Genomic DNA, 17,257 nt, shown 5'->3' with positions numbered 1-17,257 from the left:
GACGGGGATTCTCGCGGTGTTCGGGTCCACCACCAGTTCCAACAGTGTGGCCGAGATTGATTCGAGGCGGCAGGGGGTAGAAATCTGCCACGGGGACGGCTATTAATGCGGCCCCGCTCACGCGACAGGGCGGCGAGCCGGTTCGATCTGCTGGTATCGAACCGCCCCACCGCCCCTGGCGTGGTGCGCGCGGCTACCGGCCGCGCGGGAATTTCCTAGACCCGGTCGAGGGCGTAGCCCTCCTCGCCGTGCACGATGGTGTCGATTCCGGCGAGTTCGTCTTCGCTCTTGATCCGGAAGCCGATGGTCTTCTCGATCGCCAGGCCGAGGAGGTAGGCCACGATGAACGAGTACACGAGCACCGAGAACGCGGCGATCGCCTGCACGACCAGCTGGCCGAAGTCGCCCCCCGTGAAGAGGCCGGTGTCGGTGGCGAAGAGGCCCAGGTACAGGGTGCCGATCACGCCGCCGACGAGGTGGATGCCGACCACGTCGAGAGAGTCGTCGAAGCCGAGCTTGAACTTCAGTTCGATCGCCAGGGCACACACGGCACCGGCAACGGCACCGAGCAGGAGCGCCCAGCCGGGCTCCAGGTTCGCGCAGGCCGGGGTGATCGCGACCAGGCCGGCAACGGCTCCGGAGGCGGCTCCGACCGAGGTGGCCTTGCCGTCCTTGAACTTCTCGACGATCATCCAGCCGAGGATCGCGGCCGCCGTCGCACCGAAGGTGTTGATGACGATGATGCCGACGTTCTCGAGGCCGTTCAGCCATTCCGCGCCGGCGTTGAAGCCGAACCAGCCGAACCACAGCACGGCCGCGCCGATCAGCACGAGCGGAACATTGTGCGGCTTGGTGATGCCCTTCTGGAAGCCGACGCGCTTGCCGAGGACCAGGGCGAGGGCGAGGGCCGCCGCGCCGGCGTTGATGTGCACCGCGGTACCGCCGGCGTAGTCGATGACGCCCGGGAGGCCGAGGGTTTCACCGAGGCTCATGATCCAGCCGCCGCCCCAGACCCACGCCGCGACGGGGAAGTAGACCAGTGTGGCCCAGATCCCGGCGAAGATCATCCAGGAGCCGAACTTGGCCCGGTCGGCGACGGCCCCGGAGATCAGGGCGACGGTGATGATGGCGAAGGTCGCGCCGTAGGTCGCGCCGAGGAGGTCGGTGTTGCCGGTCTCCCCGGATGCCAGCGCTGACAGGCCGAAGTCCGAGAAGGGGTTACCCGCGAACTGCAGCGGGCTGTCGACGGCGCTCATGTTGAAGCCGTAGAGGATCCACAGGACGCTGATCAGCCCCAGTGCCCCGAAGCTCATCATCATCATGCTGACGACGCTTTTCGCCTTCACCAGTCCGCCGTAGAAGAACGCGACTCCCGGAGTCATGAACAGCACCAGCGCGGTTGCTGTGATCCCCCATGCAATGCTTCCCGTGTCCATAGATTGTCCTCACACCTCTCGAATGTTTGCAGGGTGTACCGCGAGGTCCAAAAATGAACGCAGGTAGTCGACGGTCAGGTCTCGGGTACGGCATCATTCTGCGGCGCGGAGATTTCGCCGGGCCTACCGCAATGTTTCGTGCCGGTTACACGCGAGGCCCGTGGGTAAATAGCGTGTTTCGCCGGATCATTCGGCGTGCGGGGGAAGTTCCCCCGTCGTCAGCGCCACCATGCGCGATTGGGCGCGCAGGTACTTCTTCCGATATCCGCCGGCCATCATCTCGGCATCGAAGACCTCGCCGAGCGGCAGGCCGCTGGCGATGATCGGAATCTCGGCGTCGTAGACGCGGTCGATGAAGGCCACCAGGCGCAGGGCATCCGTCTGGTCGGTCAGCAGGAACACGTCGGTCAGGGCGATGACGTCGATCGCGCTGATCATTTTTATGTACTTCGACGGATGCACCGTGCCGAGGTGCCGGATCAGCGCGCCGAAGCCGTCCTCGGCCACCCGCGACCCGCGCCCCAGCAGCGTTCCGACCATGTGGCGGAGCGACTCGTCCGGAACCGCCACGGCGTTGCCGGCGGCGTCGCGGCGGCGGTAGTCGAGACCGTCGATCCTGACCGTCTCGAAGTTGGCGGACATCGCCTGAATTTCGCGGAGGAAGTCCACCGCGGCGAATCTGCCCTCGCCCAGGGAGTTCGGTGGTGTGTTGGAGGTGGCCGCCACCCGGGTGCCGGAGGCCACGAGCTCACCGAGCAGCCGGGTCATCACCATCGTGTCGCCCGGGTCGTCGAGTTCGAACTCGTCGATGCAGATCAGTTTCGCGCCCCGCAGCTGCTTGACCGTGTTGGCGTAGCCGAGCGCCCCGACGAGGGCGGTGTACTCGATGAACGTGCCGAAGTACTTCGGCCCGGGCGCCGTGTGCCAGAGCGCGGCGAGCAGGTGGGTCTTGCCGACCCCGAAGCCGCCGTCCAGGTAGATCCCCGGCAGGTCATCCTTCGGCTTCCGGGTGCGGGAGAAGAATCCGCTGGGCCGCTGGGACCGCCAGGCCGCGGCGAACGAGTTGAGCCGTTCGACCGCCTCCAGCTGTGACGGGAAGTTCAGGTCCGGCCGGTAGGACTCGAACGAGGCGTGTTCGAACTGCGGCGGGGGAACCAGCTCGGCGACGATTTCGGCACCGGTGATGCTCGGGGAGCGGTCGACGAGCCGGAGGGCCTGGCGGTGGGCCTCTGGGGCCATGGGGGAACACCCGTTTCTGTATGTAGGGATGACCGCGGTGCGGCCGGCGCCCACACCGCGTAGATTTAACGTGTGGGCAGGTGACAAGCCTAATCCGCACTCAATCCATATCTCGCGCCGCGTCAGTCGCCCTCCCGGAGGTCCCCCATGTCCGTTGAACTCGATCCGTCCCCGAAGTTCACCGCGTACGCGCACCCGGAGCGCCTCGTCTCCGCCAACTGGCTGCAGGAGCACCTGGGCACCCCCGGTCTCGTCGTCGTCGAATCCGATGAAGACGTGCTGCTCTACGAAGTCGGCCACATCCCCGGCTCGGTCAAGATCGACTGGCACACCGACCTCAACGACCCGGTGGAACGCGACTTCATCGGCAGCCGCGAGTTCGCGGCCATGATGAGCTCCAAGGGCATCTCCCGCGACTCCACCGTCGTCATCTACGGCGACAAGAACAACTGGTGGGCGGCCTACGCCCTGTGGGTGTTCACCCTCTTCGGCCACGAGGACGTGCGCCTGCTGGACGGCGGTCGGGACAAGTGGGTCGCCGAGGACCGCGACATGACCACCGACAAGACCGTGCTGACGAGCACGGCGGACTACCCGGTCGTCCCGCGCGAAGACGCCCCGATCCGGGCGTTCAGGGACGACGTGCTCGCTCACTTCGGAAACCCGTTGATCGACGTGCGCTCCCCGGAGGAGTACACCGGCGAACGCACCCACATGCCCGCGTACCCGGAGGAGGGCGCGCTCCGCGGCGGGCACATCCCTTCCGCCGTCTCTGTGCCGTGGGCCCGCGCCGCCGCCGACGACGCCACCTTCCGCACCCGCGAGGAACTGGATGCCATCTACCGCGGCGAGGCCGGCCTTGCCGAGGGCGACAACGTCATCGCCTACTGCCGCATCGGCGAGCGGTCCAGCCACACCTGGTTCGTCCTCACCCACTTGCTCGGCTTCCAGGGGGTGCGCAACTACGACGGCTCCTGGACCGAGTGGGGCAACGCCATCCGGGTTCCGATCGTGCTGGGCACCGAGCCGGGCGACGCGCCGAAGCCCCGCCGATGACATCCGTGGAACTGCCGGAGCAGCTGGCCGAGATCAGGAACGAGTTCCTCGAACTCGAAGAGAAGGACCGATTGCTGCTCCTGCTCGAGTTCGCCAACGAGCTGCCGGCGCTGCCCGCGCGCTTCGAGGACCACCCGGACCTGCTCGAACGGGTGGTCGAGTGCCAGTCGCCGGTGTACATCTTCGTCGAGGTGGATGAGGCCGGTGCGGTACACCTGCACGCCACCGCGCCGCGCGAATCCCCGACGACCCGCGGTTTCGTGTCGATCATCGCCCAGGGCGTCGAGGGGCTCACCGTCGAGCAGGCGCTGGCCGTGCCCGACGACTACCCGAGCTCCCTCGGGATCACCCGAGCCGTCTCCCCCCTGCGGATGCGCGGGATGACGGCCATGCTCGCCCGCACGAAGCGCCAGCTGCGGGCACTGGCGGCTGCGTGAACCTCACCCGCATCTTCCCGACCGAGCCGGGTGCCCCCACGCCGACGCTCGACGGGATGGATGCGGCCGGCCGCGACTGGCTCCTGGCCCACTACCGCCGCGGCGACGGTCCGTTCCTCCGCGTCAACATGATCGCCAGCCTCAACGGCAGCGCCACCGGCGACGACGGCACCTCCAACACGCTGACCAGCCGGCTCGATCGGCGCATCCTCGGCGTCATCCGGGAACTGTCCGATGTTGTGCTCGTCGGGGCGGGCAGCGTGCGCGCCGAAGGCTACGTCGTGCCCGCGAAGGCGGCCCTGGCCGTCGTCACCTCCAGCGGCGACCTCAGCGGGCACCGACTCGACGCCAGGCCGGCGGATGCCGCGGGGCATCCGGTGCTCATCTTGTGCGCCCGAAGCAACCTCGACCGTGCCCGGGCGAGCGTGGGGACCGCCCGCGCCACGATCGTGCCCCTCGACGACGAGGGCGGGGACATCACGGTGGCGGCGATCGTTCGCGCCCTGGCCGACCGGGGCCTTGACCGCATCGTCTGCGAGGGCGGCCCGGTGCTGGCCGGGCAGCTCTTCGCGGCGGACCTCGTCGACGAGTTCTGCCTGTCGACGAGCCCGCAGGTGACGCTCGGCGGCCGGCCGCTACTCGACTCCACGCCACTCGACTCCCCGCTGCTCGACTCCCCCGCAGCCGGGTCTACTCGGTTCGGTCTTCGCCAGCTGCTGGTGGATGATGCGGGGGCGACGTATGCCCGCTGGGAACGAGCGCGTCCAGCCAGCGCGTGATCGCCCGGTTCCAGCCCACCGGGTCGTAGTTCCACAGCTTGGTGTGCCGGGCGATGGTGAACGGCACGAAGGTCACGAGATCGGGCCGGCGCAGGGCCAGCGCCCGGGAGCCGGTCGACGGCACGTAGCCGTCGTCGTCGCTGTGCATGAGCAGGATCGGCAGGGACAGGTCGTCGGCCCTGGCCACGACATCCAGCCGCCGGAAGTCGATCGGCGTCGCCTGACCGGTCAGCAGGCCGCCCCAGCGTTGCCCCATCACCCTCATCGCCCCGGCCATGATCGGCGAGGGGAACCCGAGCGCCTCACCGTGGAAGCTCACGACATCGGCCCAATCGACGACGGGCGAATCGAGCACGATCCCGGCCAGGATGTCCTTGTGCTCGGTGCGGCTCGCCGCGTGCAGGGCGATGGCGCCGCCCATCGACCAGCCCATCAGCACGACGCTGGTCGCGCCATGGCTCCGGGTGAACCCGATGGCCTCCTCCACGTCCAGCCATTCGGTGTCGCCCAGCCCGTAGCGGCCGTCCAGGCTGGCCGGCGCCTCCCGGTCGTTGCGGTACGACACGAGCAGCGAGGTATACCCGGCCTCCCGGAAGGCCGGAACGGCGCGCAGGGTCTCCGGGCGCTGCACCCCGCGGCCGTGCACCTGGATCGCCCACCGGCCGTCCGGCTCCGCCGCGGGGATAAGCCAGGCCGGCGCGTCGCCGAGCCCGGTTTGAATGACGACGTCCTCGAAGGGGAAGCCGAGTTCTGCCGGGCCGAGGTAGTGGTAACCGGCCAGGCGGCCGAGCCGCGCACTCGCCAGGTCCCCGAAGTCGACGGCGGTCAGCCGCCGGGTGACGCCCGCGGCGTCGCTGCGGATGATCTCACCCAGCCGGGCGTGCCCGGTTTCGTCCGTGAACCAGAGACTGTACTCGCCCGGCAACACGGTATCCGGGGTGGTCTGCAGGGTGATCGTGCCGGCGGCGAGATCGACGGCATGGATGCGAGTGTCCTGCTCACGTTTGGTCGGCGGAGTGACGATGCGGCGGGCCATCACGGCCGACAGCACACTGACGGTAGCGGCCAGCAGGGCGGCCGTCCCGACCACGGCGGCGGCGGTGACGAGCAGGGCCGTGCCCGGCCCGCGTTCTCGTGAGCTTGTGCTGGTCACGTACACCTCCGAACCGGTCGGCGTGCCTCGCAGACAGCGCCCGAAAAAAACTCTAGTCTGCAAACGTGCCCGAATCAGAGGACAGGCAAACGCTTCCGCCGGAATTTGCCGCAGCGCTCGACGCGATTCGGCGCGCTCACCGACGGCCGGAACTCATCGTCACCGAAATCCCCGCGCCGGGCAGCCTCGCTCCGCACGCCGTGGCTCTGGCCGCCGATGTGCGCCCCGTCCGACACGGCAGCGACTCCGACCTCGGCACCGGCCGGTTCATCCTGCTCTACGACCCCGAAGAGCCCGAGGCCTGGGGCGGACGCTTCCGCGTCGTCTGTTTCGCACAGGCTCCGCTGGAGACCGACATCGGGCTCGATCCCTTCCTGGCTGAGGTCGCCTGGGCCTGGCTCGTTGACGCACTCGACGCCCACGGGGCGCAGTACACCGCGGCATCCGGCACCGCCACGAAGATCATCTCCTCCGGCTTCGGCGAACTCGCCAGCCAGGGCGACGGCGCCCAGATCGAGCTCAGAGCCTCGTGGACCCCCCTGGACCACAATCTCACCGCCCACGTCGAAGGCTGGGGTGAGCTTCTCTGTATGCTCGCCGGCCTTCCCCCTGCCGGCGGCGAAGGAGTCAGCACGTTGTCCGCGCGCCGAGCCAAACGTGGCTGAGCACGGTGTCGTCGAGACGCGAGACGCTTACTTCGAAGCGATAGAGACCCTGGCCGGTGGCACCGGGCCGATCGGTATCGACGCAGAACGCGCATCCGGTTTCACGTACTCCCAGCGCGCCTACCTGATCCAGATCTACCGGCGTGATGCCGGCACGTTCCTGTTCGACCCGCCCGCCATCGGTGACTTCAGTGAACTCAACGAGTCGCTGCGGGACGCAGAGTGGATCCTGCACGCCGCCAGCCAGGACCTCGCGTGCCTCCGCGAGGTGGGCCTGGACCCGGTCAACATGTTCGACACGGAGCTGGCCGCCCGGCTCCTGGGCCTCCCGCGCGTCGGCCTCGGAACGGTGGTCGAAGAGCTGCTCGGAATCCACCTCGCCAAGGAGCACTCGGCGGCCAACTGATCGACCCGGCCGCTCCCCGAGGCCTGGCTCGTCTATGCGGCGCTCGACGTCGAACTGCTGCCTGACCTGCGCGACCGGATGGTCGAGATGCTGGTCGAGTCCGAGAAGACCCAGATTGCGGCCGAGGAGTTCGCCGCCGTGCTCGCGCGAGAGACGAAGGCCCCCCGGGTGGACCCGTGGCGCCGACTGTCCGGGGTGCATTCCATCCGCGGCCAGCGGAACCTGGCGGTCGCCCGCGAGCTCTGGATCGCCCGGGATGCCCTGGCCCAGCACCTGGACGTCTCCCCCGGCCGGCTGGTACCCGACGCGTCCCTGGTCGCCGCGGCCAGGGTGATGCCCGAGAGCCGGCAGGCCCTGGCCGATTTGCGCGAATTCAGCGGCCGAGCCAGCCGCAGCGAACTTGACCGCTGGTGGGCCGCCATCCAGGCCGGTCTGTCCAGCCCCGACCTGCCGGCGCTCAAGGCGAGCAGCGATACGCTGCCGCCGCCCCGGGCCTGGGCCGAGCGCAATCCGGAGGCCGACGTGCGCTTCAAAGCGGCGCGCGCCGCCCTGGCGACCGTGTCGGACGAGCTGGCCATCCCATTGGAAAACCTGCTCACCCCCGATTTCCTGCGCCGGGTCGCCTGGTCGCCGCCCGAGTCGGTGAGCGCGGATTCGATCGGATCCGCCCTCGCGGACCTCGGTGCGCGTGCGTGGCAGGTTGCCGCAACCGCACAACTGATTGCCGATGCCTTTGTCGAGGTCCACCAAAGCATCTGCCTGCCTTCGGAGTCGGACTCGTAGGAAGAGTCAAAGGATTCCGTCGGCAAATTGGCGCCCCCATAGGATCGAATCAGACCTGAGCTGATTGATGGAGGCATTGTGGCCGAGAGAGCAGAAGTCGTCTTTGTGGACGGGGTTCGTACCCCGTTCGGACGCGCCGGCGAAAAGGGCATGTACTGGAACACCCGAGCCGATGACCTGGTGGTGAAGGCCATGATTGGCCTGCTGGAGCGGAATCCCTCCGTCCCCGGCGAGCGGATCGACGATGTCGCCATCGCCGCCACGACGCAGACCGGCGACCAGGGCCTCACCCTCGGGCGCACCGCGGCCCTCCTGGCCGGGCTGCCCAAGTCCGTCCCCGGATTCGCCATCGACCGGATGTGCGCCGGGGCGATGACCGCCGTGACCACGATGGGCTCGGCGATCGGCTACGGCGCCTACGACCTCGCCATCGCCGGCGGCGTGGAGCACATGGGACGACACCCGATGGGTGCCAACGCCGACCCGAACCCCCGGTTCCTGTCCGAGCGCCTGGTGAGCGAAGACGCGCTCGTCATGGGCGCCACGGCCGAACGCATCCACGACAGATTCCCCACATACACGAAGGAACGCTCGGACCGTTTCGCGCTGCGCAGCCAGCAGAAGGTGGCCGCCGCGTATGCCGCCGGCAAGATCCAGCCCGACCTGATCCCCGTCGCCACCCGCAGCGAGGCCGGCTGGGGCCTGGCCACGCAGGACGAGGCGCCCCGGCCGGAGACGACGATGGAGGGCCTCGCCGCCCTCCGGACGCCGTTCCGCCCGCACGGCCGCATCACCGCCGGAAACGCCTCCGGGCTCAATGACGGCGCGGCCGTCAGCCTGCTCGCCAGCGGGCACGCCGCCAAGGAACTTGGCCTCACCGTCAAAATGAAGATGGTCAGCTTCGCGTTCGCGGGCGTCGAGCCCGAGGTGATGGGCCTCGGCCCGGTGCCCTCGACCGAGAAGGCGCTGCGCAAGGCGGGCCTCGCGATCACCGACATCGGACTCTTCGAGCTGAACGAGGCATTCGCCGTGCAGGTCATCTCGTTCCTCGACCACTTCGGCATCGACGACGACGATCCCCGGGTCAACGAGTACGGGGGCGCGATCGCCATCGGGCATCCGCTCGCCTCGTCGGGCGTTCGCCTGATGAACCAGCTCGCGCACCAGTTCGAAGCCCACCCCGAGGTGCGCTACGGCCTGACCGCCATGTGCATCGGCCTGGGCATGGGCGGCACCATCATTTGGGAGAACCCGCACTTCAACCGGAAGGCAAAAAAGCGATGACCGACTACTCCGCAATCGACTTCACCCCGCTGCTTGCCCTCTCCGAAGACGAGGTGGTCACGCACAGTTTCGTTCGCGACATTCCCCTCTCCGGCAATCGCACGCTCGCCCTCGTCACGCTGGACAACGGCCGTGACCACACCCGTCCGAACACGATCGGCGCCGCCACCCTGCTCGAGTTCGCGGCGACGCTGGACGAGCTACGCGCCCGCGCCGGCCGGGGCGAGATCCATGGCGTCGCGATCACCGGCAAGCCGTTCATCCTGGCCGCCGGCGCCGACCTCAGCAAGGTCGGCGAGATCCCGTCGCAGGAGGCCGGCAAGCTGCTCGCGCAGCTCGGCCACTACGCCTTCGGCAAGGAGGCCGACCTGGGCGTGCCCTCGTTCGTCTTCATCAACGGCCTCGCCCTCGGCGGCGGACTGGAGATTGCCCTCAACGCCGATTACCGCACCGTCGACGCATCCGTGCCGGCGATCGCCCTGCCGGAGGTCTCCCTCGGGCTCATCCCCGGCTGGGGCGGGTCGTACCTGCTGCCGAACCTGATCGGCATCGAGAACGCGCTCAAGGTGATCATCGAGAACCCGCTCAAATACCGCACGCTCAAGGGCGCCGACGCGCTCGCGCTCGGCATCGCCGACGTGATGTTCGATTCGGTCTCGTTCCTGGAGAACTCGATCGCCTGGGCCGACGGCGTCATCGCCGGCAGCACGAAGGTGGAGCGGCCGAACCGGCCGAGCAAGATCGAGCGCCTGGTGAAATGGGACGTCGCCATCGGCATCGCCCGCAAGTCGCTCGAGTCCAGCATCGGCACCGTCGCGCTCGCTCCCTACGCCGCCCTCGACCTGCTCAAGGCGGCGAAGAGCGGCACGAAGGCCGAGGGTTTCGAGCGCGAAGACGACGCCCTCGCCGAGCTCATCGCCAGCGACCAGCTGCAGGCCAGCATCTACGCGTTCAACCTCGTGCAGAAGCGGGCCAAGCGGCCGGCCGGAGCGCCCGACAAGGCGCTCGCCCGGCCGATCACCAAGGTGGGTGTCATCGGCGCCGGCCTGATGGCCAGCCAGTTCGCCCTGCTGTTCGTGCGTCGCCTGCGCGTACCCGTGGTCATCACCGACCTCGACCAGGCCCGCGTCGACAAGGGCGTCGAATACATCCATGGTGAGATCGCGACCCTCCTGGCCAAGAAGCGCATCAGCGCGGATGAGGCCAACCGCCTCCGCGCGCTCGTCACCGGCACCACGGACAAGGCCGACTTCGCCGACGCCGACTGGGTCATCGAGGCCGTCTTCGAGGAACTCGGCGTCAAGCAGGACGTCTTCGCCGAGATCGAGAAGCACATCTCACCCGAGGCGATCCTGGCCACCAACACCTCTTCCCTGTCGGTGGAGAAGATCGGCGCAAAGCTCGCCCACCCGGAACGGCTCGTCGGTTTCCACTTCTTCAACCCGGTCGCGATCATGCCCCTGATCGAGGTCGTGAAGACGCCCGTGACCAACGACGCCACGCTCTCGACGGCCATGGTCGTCGCGGGCAAACTGCGGAAGAACGCCGTGATCACAAGGGACACCCCCGGCTTCGTGGTCAACCGGCTGCTGGCGAAGCTGCTCGGCGAGGCCATGCACGCGGTCGACACGGGCACTTCATTCGAGGTCGTCGACGGCGCCCTGGCGCCGTTCGGCCTCCCGATGACCCCGTTCCAGCTGCTCGAGCTGGTCGGGCTGAAGGTCGGGGCGCACGTGCTCGACACCCACCATGCGGCGTTCCCGGAGCGGTTCTTCGAAAGCGCGAACCTGCACACGCTCGCCGAGTACGGCAAGGTCCTCGACCGCGACGCCAAGGGCAAGATCAAGGGCTTCGACAAGGGCGCCGTCAAGATCGTCGCGGGCGGCACATCGCCGATGACGGCGGAGGAGATCCAGCAGCGGGTCGAGGACGGCCTCGCGGACGAGATCAAGCGGATGCTGGACGACGACGTCGTGCACGCGGCCGAAGACATCGACCTGTGCATGATCCTCGGCGCGAACTGGCCCTCACAGATGGGCGGGGTCACGCCCTACCTCGACCGGGTCGGCGCGAGCGAGCGCACCTTCGGCGCCGCCTTCCACACCCCGCCGATCCGCGGCGTGGGCGTCGCTGCTCCCTCCCCCGTCGTCTAATCCCCGCGAAACTGCAGTTGTGCGCGCTAAACTTGCCTCATAACGCGCACAACTGCAGTTTCGCGTAACAGGCCCTTCGCGGGGTCGGTTAGTCGCGGCGGGGGCGGGTGACGGGGATCGAGCCGGTGGGCGTGTGGCCCTCGGGCAGCGGGCGGGCGTGCGGGATCTTGCTGCCGAGCACCATCGCAACGACGTCGCGCGCGATGTGCTGCGGGGTCAGGCCGACGCGTTCGAGGATCTCGGCGCGTGAGCCGTGGTCGAGGAATTCGTCGGGCAGGCCCAGCTCGGTGACCGCGGTGTCGACACCGGCCTCGCGCAGGTCCTGGCGGATGCGGGTGCCGATGCCGCCGACCCGGATGCCGTCTTCGATGCTGACCACGATCCGGTGCTCGGCGGCGAGGCGGATGATGCTCTTCGGCACCGGAACGACCCAGCGCGGGTCCACGACGGTGGCACCGATGCCCTGGGCGGCGAGCCGCTCGGCCACCTCGAGCCCCATGCCGGCCATCGGGCCGACGGTCACGATCAGCACGTCCTTCTGGGAACCGGCGTGCAGCACGTCCACCCCGTCCTCCAGCCGCTCGACCGCCTCGAACTCGACGCCGACGCTGCCCTTGGGGAAGCGCAGAACGGTGGGCCCGTCATCGACGGCCACGGCCTCCCCGAGCTCCTCGCGCAGCCGGGTCGAGTCCCGGGGCGCGGCCAGGCGGATTCCCGGCACGGCCTGCAGGATCGCGAGGTCCCACATGCCGTGGTGGCTCGGTCCGTCCGGCCCGGTCACACCGGCCCGGTCGAGTACGAAGGTGACGCCGGCCTTGTGCAGGGCGACATCCATCAGCACCTGGTCGAAGGCGCGGTTGATGAAGGTCGCGTACAGCGCGACCACGGGGTGGAGGCCGCCGAAGGCAAGGCCGGCGGCGGATGCCACGGCGTGCTGCTCCGCGATGCCCACGTCGTGCACGCGGCCGGGGAACCGCTCGGCCATCTTGTGCAGGCCGGTCGGCCGCAGCATCGCGGCGGTGATCCCGACAAGGCGCTCGTTCGCGCTGGCGAGGGTCACGAGCTCGTCGGCGAAGACCGAGGTCCACGATGGAGCGCCGGCCGATTCGGTCGACTCCCCCGTCTCCGGGTCGATCTGGCCGACCGCGTGGAACTGGTCGGCGGCATCCTGCACGGCCGGGTCGTAGCCCTTGCCCTTCTGGGTGATGGCGTGCACGATGACCGGGGCGCCGTAGCCCCTGGCCTGGCGGAGCGCCTCGAGCATGGCGTCCATGTCGTGGCCGTCGACCGGCCCGATGTACTTGATGTCGAGGTTTGAGTACAGCGCCTCGTTGTTCGAGAATCGGCTGAGGAAGCCGTGCAGTCCGCCGCGCATGCCGCGGTAGAGCGCCCGCCCGGGCGCGCCGAGCCGGTCGAAGGCCCGCTGGCTGGTCAGGTAGAGGCTGCGGTAGCTGCGGCGGGTGCGCACGGTGTTGAGGAACCGCGCCATCCCGCCGATGGTCGGCGCGTAGGAGCGGCCGTTGTCGTTGACGACGATGATCAGCCGCCGGGTGTTGTCGTCGCTGATGTTGTTGAGCGCTTCCCAGGTCATGCCGCCCGTGAGCGCGCCGTCGCCGACGACGGCGACGACGTGGCGGTCGTCCTGACCGGTCATTTCGAAGGCGCGGGAGATGCCGTCCGCCCAGGAGAGCGAACTGGAGGCGTGCGAGCTCTCGACGATGTCGTGCACGGATTCGGAGCGCTGCGGGTAGCCGGCGAGTCCGCCGAGCTGGCGCAGCCTGCTGAAGTCCTGCCGACCGGTGAGCAGCTTGTGCACGTATGACTGGTGCCCGGTGTCGAACACGATCGAGTCCCGCGGCGACTCGAAGACCCGGTGGATCGCGATGGTCAGTTCGACGACGCCGAGGTTGGGGCCGAGGTGCCCGCCGGTCTTCGAGATCTCACTGACCAGGAACGCGCGGACCTCGGCCGCGAGCTGGACCAGCTGCTCCTTCGAGAGGGCGTCGAGGTCGCGAGGACCCGTGATCGTCTCCAGAAGGGACATCGATACCACCTTTCGCGTTGCCGCACTCGCGCCCGAAAATGCCGCTGGCGCGCACACTCGAACAGGTCGAGTCTACGCGCCAGGGGCGGGAGGAGCTGGGAGCCTTAGGCCACCAGGGACCGCAGCACGTACTGCAGGATGCCGCCGTTGCGGTAGTAGTCCGCCTCACCCGGTGTGTCGATCCGGACGACCGCGTCGAACTCCACGGTCTCCTTGCCGGCCGCGGAGTTCGCGCTCGGCGCGGCGGTGACGCGGACCGTCTTCGGCGTGCTGCCGTTGTTCAGCTCGTCGATGCCCGTGATCGTGACGACCTCGGTGCCGTCCAGCCCGAGCGAGCCCCAGCTCTTGCCGGCCGGGAACTGCAGCGGAACGACGCCCATCCCGATCAGGTTCGAGCGGTGGATGCGCTCGAAGCTCTCGACGATGACGGCCTTGACGCCCAGCAGGCTGGTGCCCTTGGCCGCCCAGTCGCGGGACGAACCCGAACCGTACTCCTTGCCGCCGAAGATGACGAGCGGGGTGCCGGCGGCCTCGTAGTTCTGGGCCGCGTCGTAGATGAACGCCTGCGGAGCACCCTCCACGGTGAAATCGCGGGTGTAGCCACCCTCGACGCCATCCAGCAGCTGGTTACGGAGACGGATGTTCGCGAAGGTTCCGCGAATCATGATCTCGTGGTTTCCGCGGCGCGAACCGTAGGAGTTGAAGTCGCCGCGAGCCACGCCGTGCTCCAGCAGGTAGGCACCGGCCGGGCTGTCGGCCTTGATGTTGCCCGCGGGGCTGATGTGGTCGGTCGTGACGGAGTCGCCGAGCTTGGCGAGAACGCGCGCCCCGACGATGTTGGTGACCGGGCTGGTCTCCAGCGTCATGCCGTCGAAGTACGGGGGCTTCCGCACGTAAGTCGACTCGGGGTCCCACTCGAAGACCTCGCTGTCGGGCGTCGGCAGTGAGCGCCAGCGCTCGTCTCCCTCGAAGACCTCGCCGTACTCCTTCGTGAACATGGCCGTGTCGATCGAGCTGTCGATCGTGGCCTGCACCTCGGCGGAGTCGGGCCAGATGTCCCGGAGGAACACGTCGTTGCCGTCGGTGCCCTTGCCGAGGGCATCCGTCTCGAAGTCGAAGTTCATCGACCCGGCGAGGGCGTAGGCGATGACCAGCGGCGGGCTGGCGAGGTAATTCATCTTCACGTCGGGGCTGATCCGGCCCTCGAAGTTGCGGTTGCCCGAGAGCACCGCGGTGACGGCCAGGTCGTTCTCGTTGATCGCGGCCGACACCTCGTCGATGAGCGGACCGGTGTTGCCGATGCAGACGGTGCAGCCGTAGCCGACGGTGTAGAAGCCGAGGGCCTCCAGGTCGTCGGTGAGGCCGGCCTTCGCGTAGTAATCGGTGACGACCTTCGAGCCCGGTGCCAGCGTGGTCTTGACCCACGGCTTGCTCGTGAGGCCCTTCTTGACCGCGTTGCGGGCGAGCAGGCCCGCGGCGAGCATCACGCTCGGGTTGGACGTGTTCGTGCACGACGTGATGGCCGCGACGGCGACCGCTCCGTGGTCGAGGGTGTAGCTCGCGCCGTCCTTGGTGGTGATCGGGACGGGGCTGGACACCGACGCGGGAGCGTGGCTCACGTGCTGGTGCGAGAGCTGGTGGGCGCTCTGCTCGTCCTCGGCGGTGAAGCCGATCGGGTCAGAGGCGGGGAAGGTCGCCTCGACGGCGGCATCCACCCGGGACAGGTCCTGGGTCGCGTAGCTCTGCAGGTCCGTCTCGAATTGCTCCTTCGCGCGGCTGAGCTCGACGCGGTCCTGCGGACGCTTCGGTCCGGCGATCGAGGGAACCACGGTTCCGAGGTCGATCTCCAGGTACTCGCTGAAGGCGGGCTCCTGCGCGGGGTCGTGCCAGAGGCCCTGCAGCTTCGAGTACGCCTCGACCAGGGCGACCTGCTCGTCGCTGCGGCCGGTGAGGCGCAGGTAGTCGAGGGTCACGTCGTCGATCGGGAACATGGCGGCCGTCGAGCCGAACTCGGGGCTCATGTTGCCGATGGTGGCGCGGTTGGCCAGCGGAACCTGGGCGACGCCCTCTCCGTAGAACTCGACGAACTTGCCGACCACGCCGTGCTTTCGCAGCATCTGCGTGATGGTGAGCACGACATCCGTCGCGGTGACGCCGGCCGGGATGGAGCCCTTGAGCTTGAACCCGACGACCTTGGGGATGAGCATCGAGACGGGCTGGCCGAGCATGGCCGCCTCGGCCTCGATTCCGCCGACGCCCCAGCCGAGCACGCCGAGGCCGTTGACCATGGTCGTGTGCGAGTCGGTGCCGACGCAGGTGTCGGGGTAGGCACGGAGCACGCTGTTGCCCGCGGCATCCAGCACAGTGCGGGTCATCGTGACGCGGGCCAGGTATTCGATGTTGACCTGGTGCACGATCCCGGTTCCCGGCGGGACGACCTTGAAGTCGTCGAACGCAGTCTGGCCCCAGCGGAGGAACTGGTAACGCTCGCCGTTGCGCTGGTACTCGATCTCGACGTTGCGCTCGAGGGCGTCTTCCGAGCCGAACAGGTCCGCGATGACGGAGTGGTCGATGACGAGCTCCGCCGGTGCGAGCGGGTTGATCTTGTTCGCGTCGCCGCCGAGCTCGGCGACGGCCTCGCGCATGGTGGCGAGGTCGACGATGCAGGGCACGCCGGTGAAGTCCTGCATGATCACGCGGGCGGGCGTGAACTGGATCTCGGTGTCGGGGTCCGCGGAAGGAACCCACTGGCCGAGGGCACGGATGTGATCGGCGGTGATGTTGGCGCCGTCCTCGGTGCGGAGAAGGTTCTCCAGCAGCACCTTCAGGCTGAACGGCAACTTCTCGTAGCCTGCGACGGTGTCGAGTCGAAAGACTTCATAGTCCGTCGAGCCAACGCGCAGGGTGTCCTTTGCTCCAAAACTGTTAACCGCAGACACGAGGTCCTCTCCTTTGTGGGAAACCGCCCGGGAAACCCGGCGGCCATCCTCAATCCGTGTGGCCGAACACACCCGGTGCCGGCATGGTCAGCCTAGCTGGGCGGGTGTTGATCGGCCGAGTCTGAGCGTCAAACTATCTTGACGTCGAGATAACTCTAGCATTCCCGGGAACGGATTCCCGCCCTATTCGGGCTCGGGCGGTTCGCTCTGCTTGGGGTAGATCGAGCGCACCATCAGCCAGGAGACGACCAGCAGCGGGGCATACAGCGGAAGCCCCATCAGGAGCTTCATCGCGCCGAGGGCCTCGACATTGCCCGAGTAGTACAGCGGCAGCTGCACGATCAGCCGCGCCGCGAACAGCCCGGCCCAGCAGAGGGTGAGGATCGTGAGCACCCGGCGCTTCGACGGGTTGGTCCGCCAGGCGATCCCCTCGCCCATCAGGAAGCCGACGGCGAGACCGATCAGCGGCCAGCCGATCAGCGCCGAGACGAGCAGGACGAAGCCGTAGACGCCGTTGGTCCAGAATCCGGGAAGGTAGAAGTCCTCGGCCTTCCCGGTGAACAAGGCGAGCACGGCGCTGATGCCGATGCCGACGAGCCCCCCGATCGACTGGGAGAGGGTCTGTTTCGCGGCCAGGCGGAAGGCGACGAAGACGAGCCCGACCGCAACCGGGGCGATCAGCGACAGGACCAGGTCACGGGTGAGCGTGTAGATGACCAGGAAGACCAGGCCGGGCAGCACCGCCTCGACGAGACCGCGGATGCCGCCCATCGAGGCCAGCAGCGTGTGCCCGCTGATCGGTTCCCCCTCGGCCGCCGAGGCGAAGCCGGCGCGCCGGGCCGCCGCGGCCATCCCGTCGGCGAAGGCAGCGCCGGGGGCGCCG

At 68.5% G+C, this 17,257-nt stretch carries 12 protein-coding genes and 1 pseudogene; 7 read left to right on the top strand and 6 right to left on the bottom strand.

Translation table 11 applies throughout. From position 1 onward, the window contains the following. Positions 1–215 precede the first annotated feature (215 nt). Complete coding sequence (locus tag E3T33_RS02510; RefSeq protein WP_134474319.1) at positions 216–1,436, bottom strand: ammonium transporter; 1,221 nt, start codon at positions 1,434–1,436, stop codon at positions 216–218. Between the two features lie 186 nt (positions 1,437–1,622). After that, positions 1,623–2,675 carry a cell division protein ZapE gene (zapE, locus tag E3T33_RS02505; protein WP_092324723.1) on the bottom strand — a complete coding sequence of 351 codons (1,053 nt, stop codon included), beginning with the start codon at positions 2,673–2,675 and terminating at the stop codon, positions 1,623–1,625. A gap of 147 nt (positions 2,676–2,822) precedes the next feature. Here zapE and E3T33_RS02500 point away from each other — a divergent pair, with 147 nt between their 5' ends. From E3T33_RS02500 to E3T33_RS02490, 3 genes are read left to right on the top strand one after another with little or no spacing between them, the layout of a single operon-like run. Continuing rightward, positions 2,823–3,731, top strand: a complete 909-nt coding sequence (locus tag E3T33_RS02500; protein WP_092324721.1) for a sulfurtransferase — start codon at positions 2,823–2,825, stop codon at positions 3,729–3,731. Then, the gene (locus E3T33_RS02495) at positions 3,728–4,168 is read left to right on the top strand and encodes a SufE family protein (protein WP_092324719.1); all 441 of its coding nucleotides are present in this window, start codon (positions 3,728–3,730) and stop codon (positions 4,166–4,168) included. Before E3T33_RS02500 ends, E3T33_RS02495 begins: the two co-directional genes overlap by 4 nt. After that, positions 4,165–4,947 carry a dihydrofolate reductase family protein gene (locus tag E3T33_RS02490; RefSeq protein ID WP_241982800.1) on the top strand — a complete coding sequence of 261 codons (783 nt, stop codon included), beginning with the start codon at positions 4,165–4,167 and terminating at the stop codon, positions 4,945–4,947. The genes E3T33_RS02495 and E3T33_RS02490 overlap by 4 nt, the downstream gene beginning before the upstream one ends. Here E3T33_RS02490 and E3T33_RS02485 read toward each other — a convergent pair. Next, positions 4,859–6,100, bottom strand: coding sequence for an alpha/beta fold hydrolase (locus tag E3T33_RS02485; RefSeq protein ID WP_134574663.1), 1,242 nt, complete (start codon positions 6,098–6,100; stop codon positions 4,859–4,861). The two genes, E3T33_RS02490 and E3T33_RS02485, sit on opposite strands and share 89 nt — an antisense overlap. Before the next feature lie 65 nt (positions 6,101–6,165). Here E3T33_RS02485 and E3T33_RS02480 point away from each other — a divergent pair, with 65 nt between their 5' ends. The 4 genes and pseudogenes from E3T33_RS02480 (at position 6,166) to E3T33_RS02465 (ending at position 11,391) form a co-directional block, all read left to right on the top strand. Then, positions 6,166–6,765, top strand: coding sequence for a DUF3000 domain-containing protein (locus tag E3T33_RS02480; RefSeq protein WP_134474324.1), 600 nt, complete (start codon positions 6,166–6,168; stop codon positions 6,763–6,765). Beyond that, positions 6,758–7,954, top strand: a pseudogene (locus tag E3T33_RS02475) (ribonuclease D). The gene E3T33_RS02480 and the pseudogene E3T33_RS02475 overlap by 8 nt, the downstream one beginning before the upstream one ends. 78 nt (positions 7,955–8,032) lie before the next feature. Next, a complete protein-coding gene (locus E3T33_RS02470) occupies positions 8,033–9,238 on the top strand; it encodes a thiolase family protein (RefSeq protein ID WP_134574662.1) in 1,206 nt (401 codons plus the stop codon). Continuing rightward, positions 9,235–11,391 (top strand): 3-hydroxyacyl-CoA dehydrogenase NAD-binding domain-containing protein, encoded by a 2,157-nt coding sequence (locus tag E3T33_RS02465; RefSeq protein ID WP_092324709.1) that lies wholly within the window; start codon positions 9,235–9,237, stop codon positions 11,389–11,391. The genes E3T33_RS02470 and E3T33_RS02465 overlap by 4 nt, the downstream gene beginning before the upstream one ends. 88 nt (positions 11,392–11,479) lie before the next feature. Here the strand turns inward: E3T33_RS02465 and dxs are convergent, their stop codons facing one another. The 3 genes from dxs to E3T33_RS02450 all read right to left on the bottom strand — a co-directional run. Beyond that, a complete protein-coding gene (dxs, locus tag E3T33_RS02460) occupies positions 11,480–13,435 on the bottom strand; it encodes a 1-deoxy-D-xylulose-5-phosphate synthase (RefSeq protein WP_134574661.1) in 1,956 nt (651 codons plus the stop codon). Positions 13,436–13,539: 104 nt separating this feature from the next. Beyond that, entirely contained in the window at positions 13,540–16,374 is a 2,835-nt protein-coding gene (gene acnA, locus E3T33_RS02455; RefSeq protein WP_134574660.1) for an aconitate hydratase AcnA, read from the bottom strand. 183 nt (positions 16,375–16,557) lie between these two features. Then, the coding region (locus E3T33_RS02450; RefSeq protein ID WP_134574659.1) for a DUF3159 domain-containing protein at positions 16,558–17,257 on the bottom strand (700 nt) is incomplete at its 5' end.

Source organism: Cryobacterium sp. TMT1-2-1 (assembly GCF_004403955.1).
Classification (GTDB): Bacteria; Actinomycetota; Actinomycetes; order Actinomycetales; family Microbacteriaceae; genus Cryobacterium; species Cryobacterium psychrotolerans.
The sequence above is the reverse complement of the archived record's forward strand: the minus strand, read 5'-3'. Positions and strand labels throughout refer to the sequence as shown.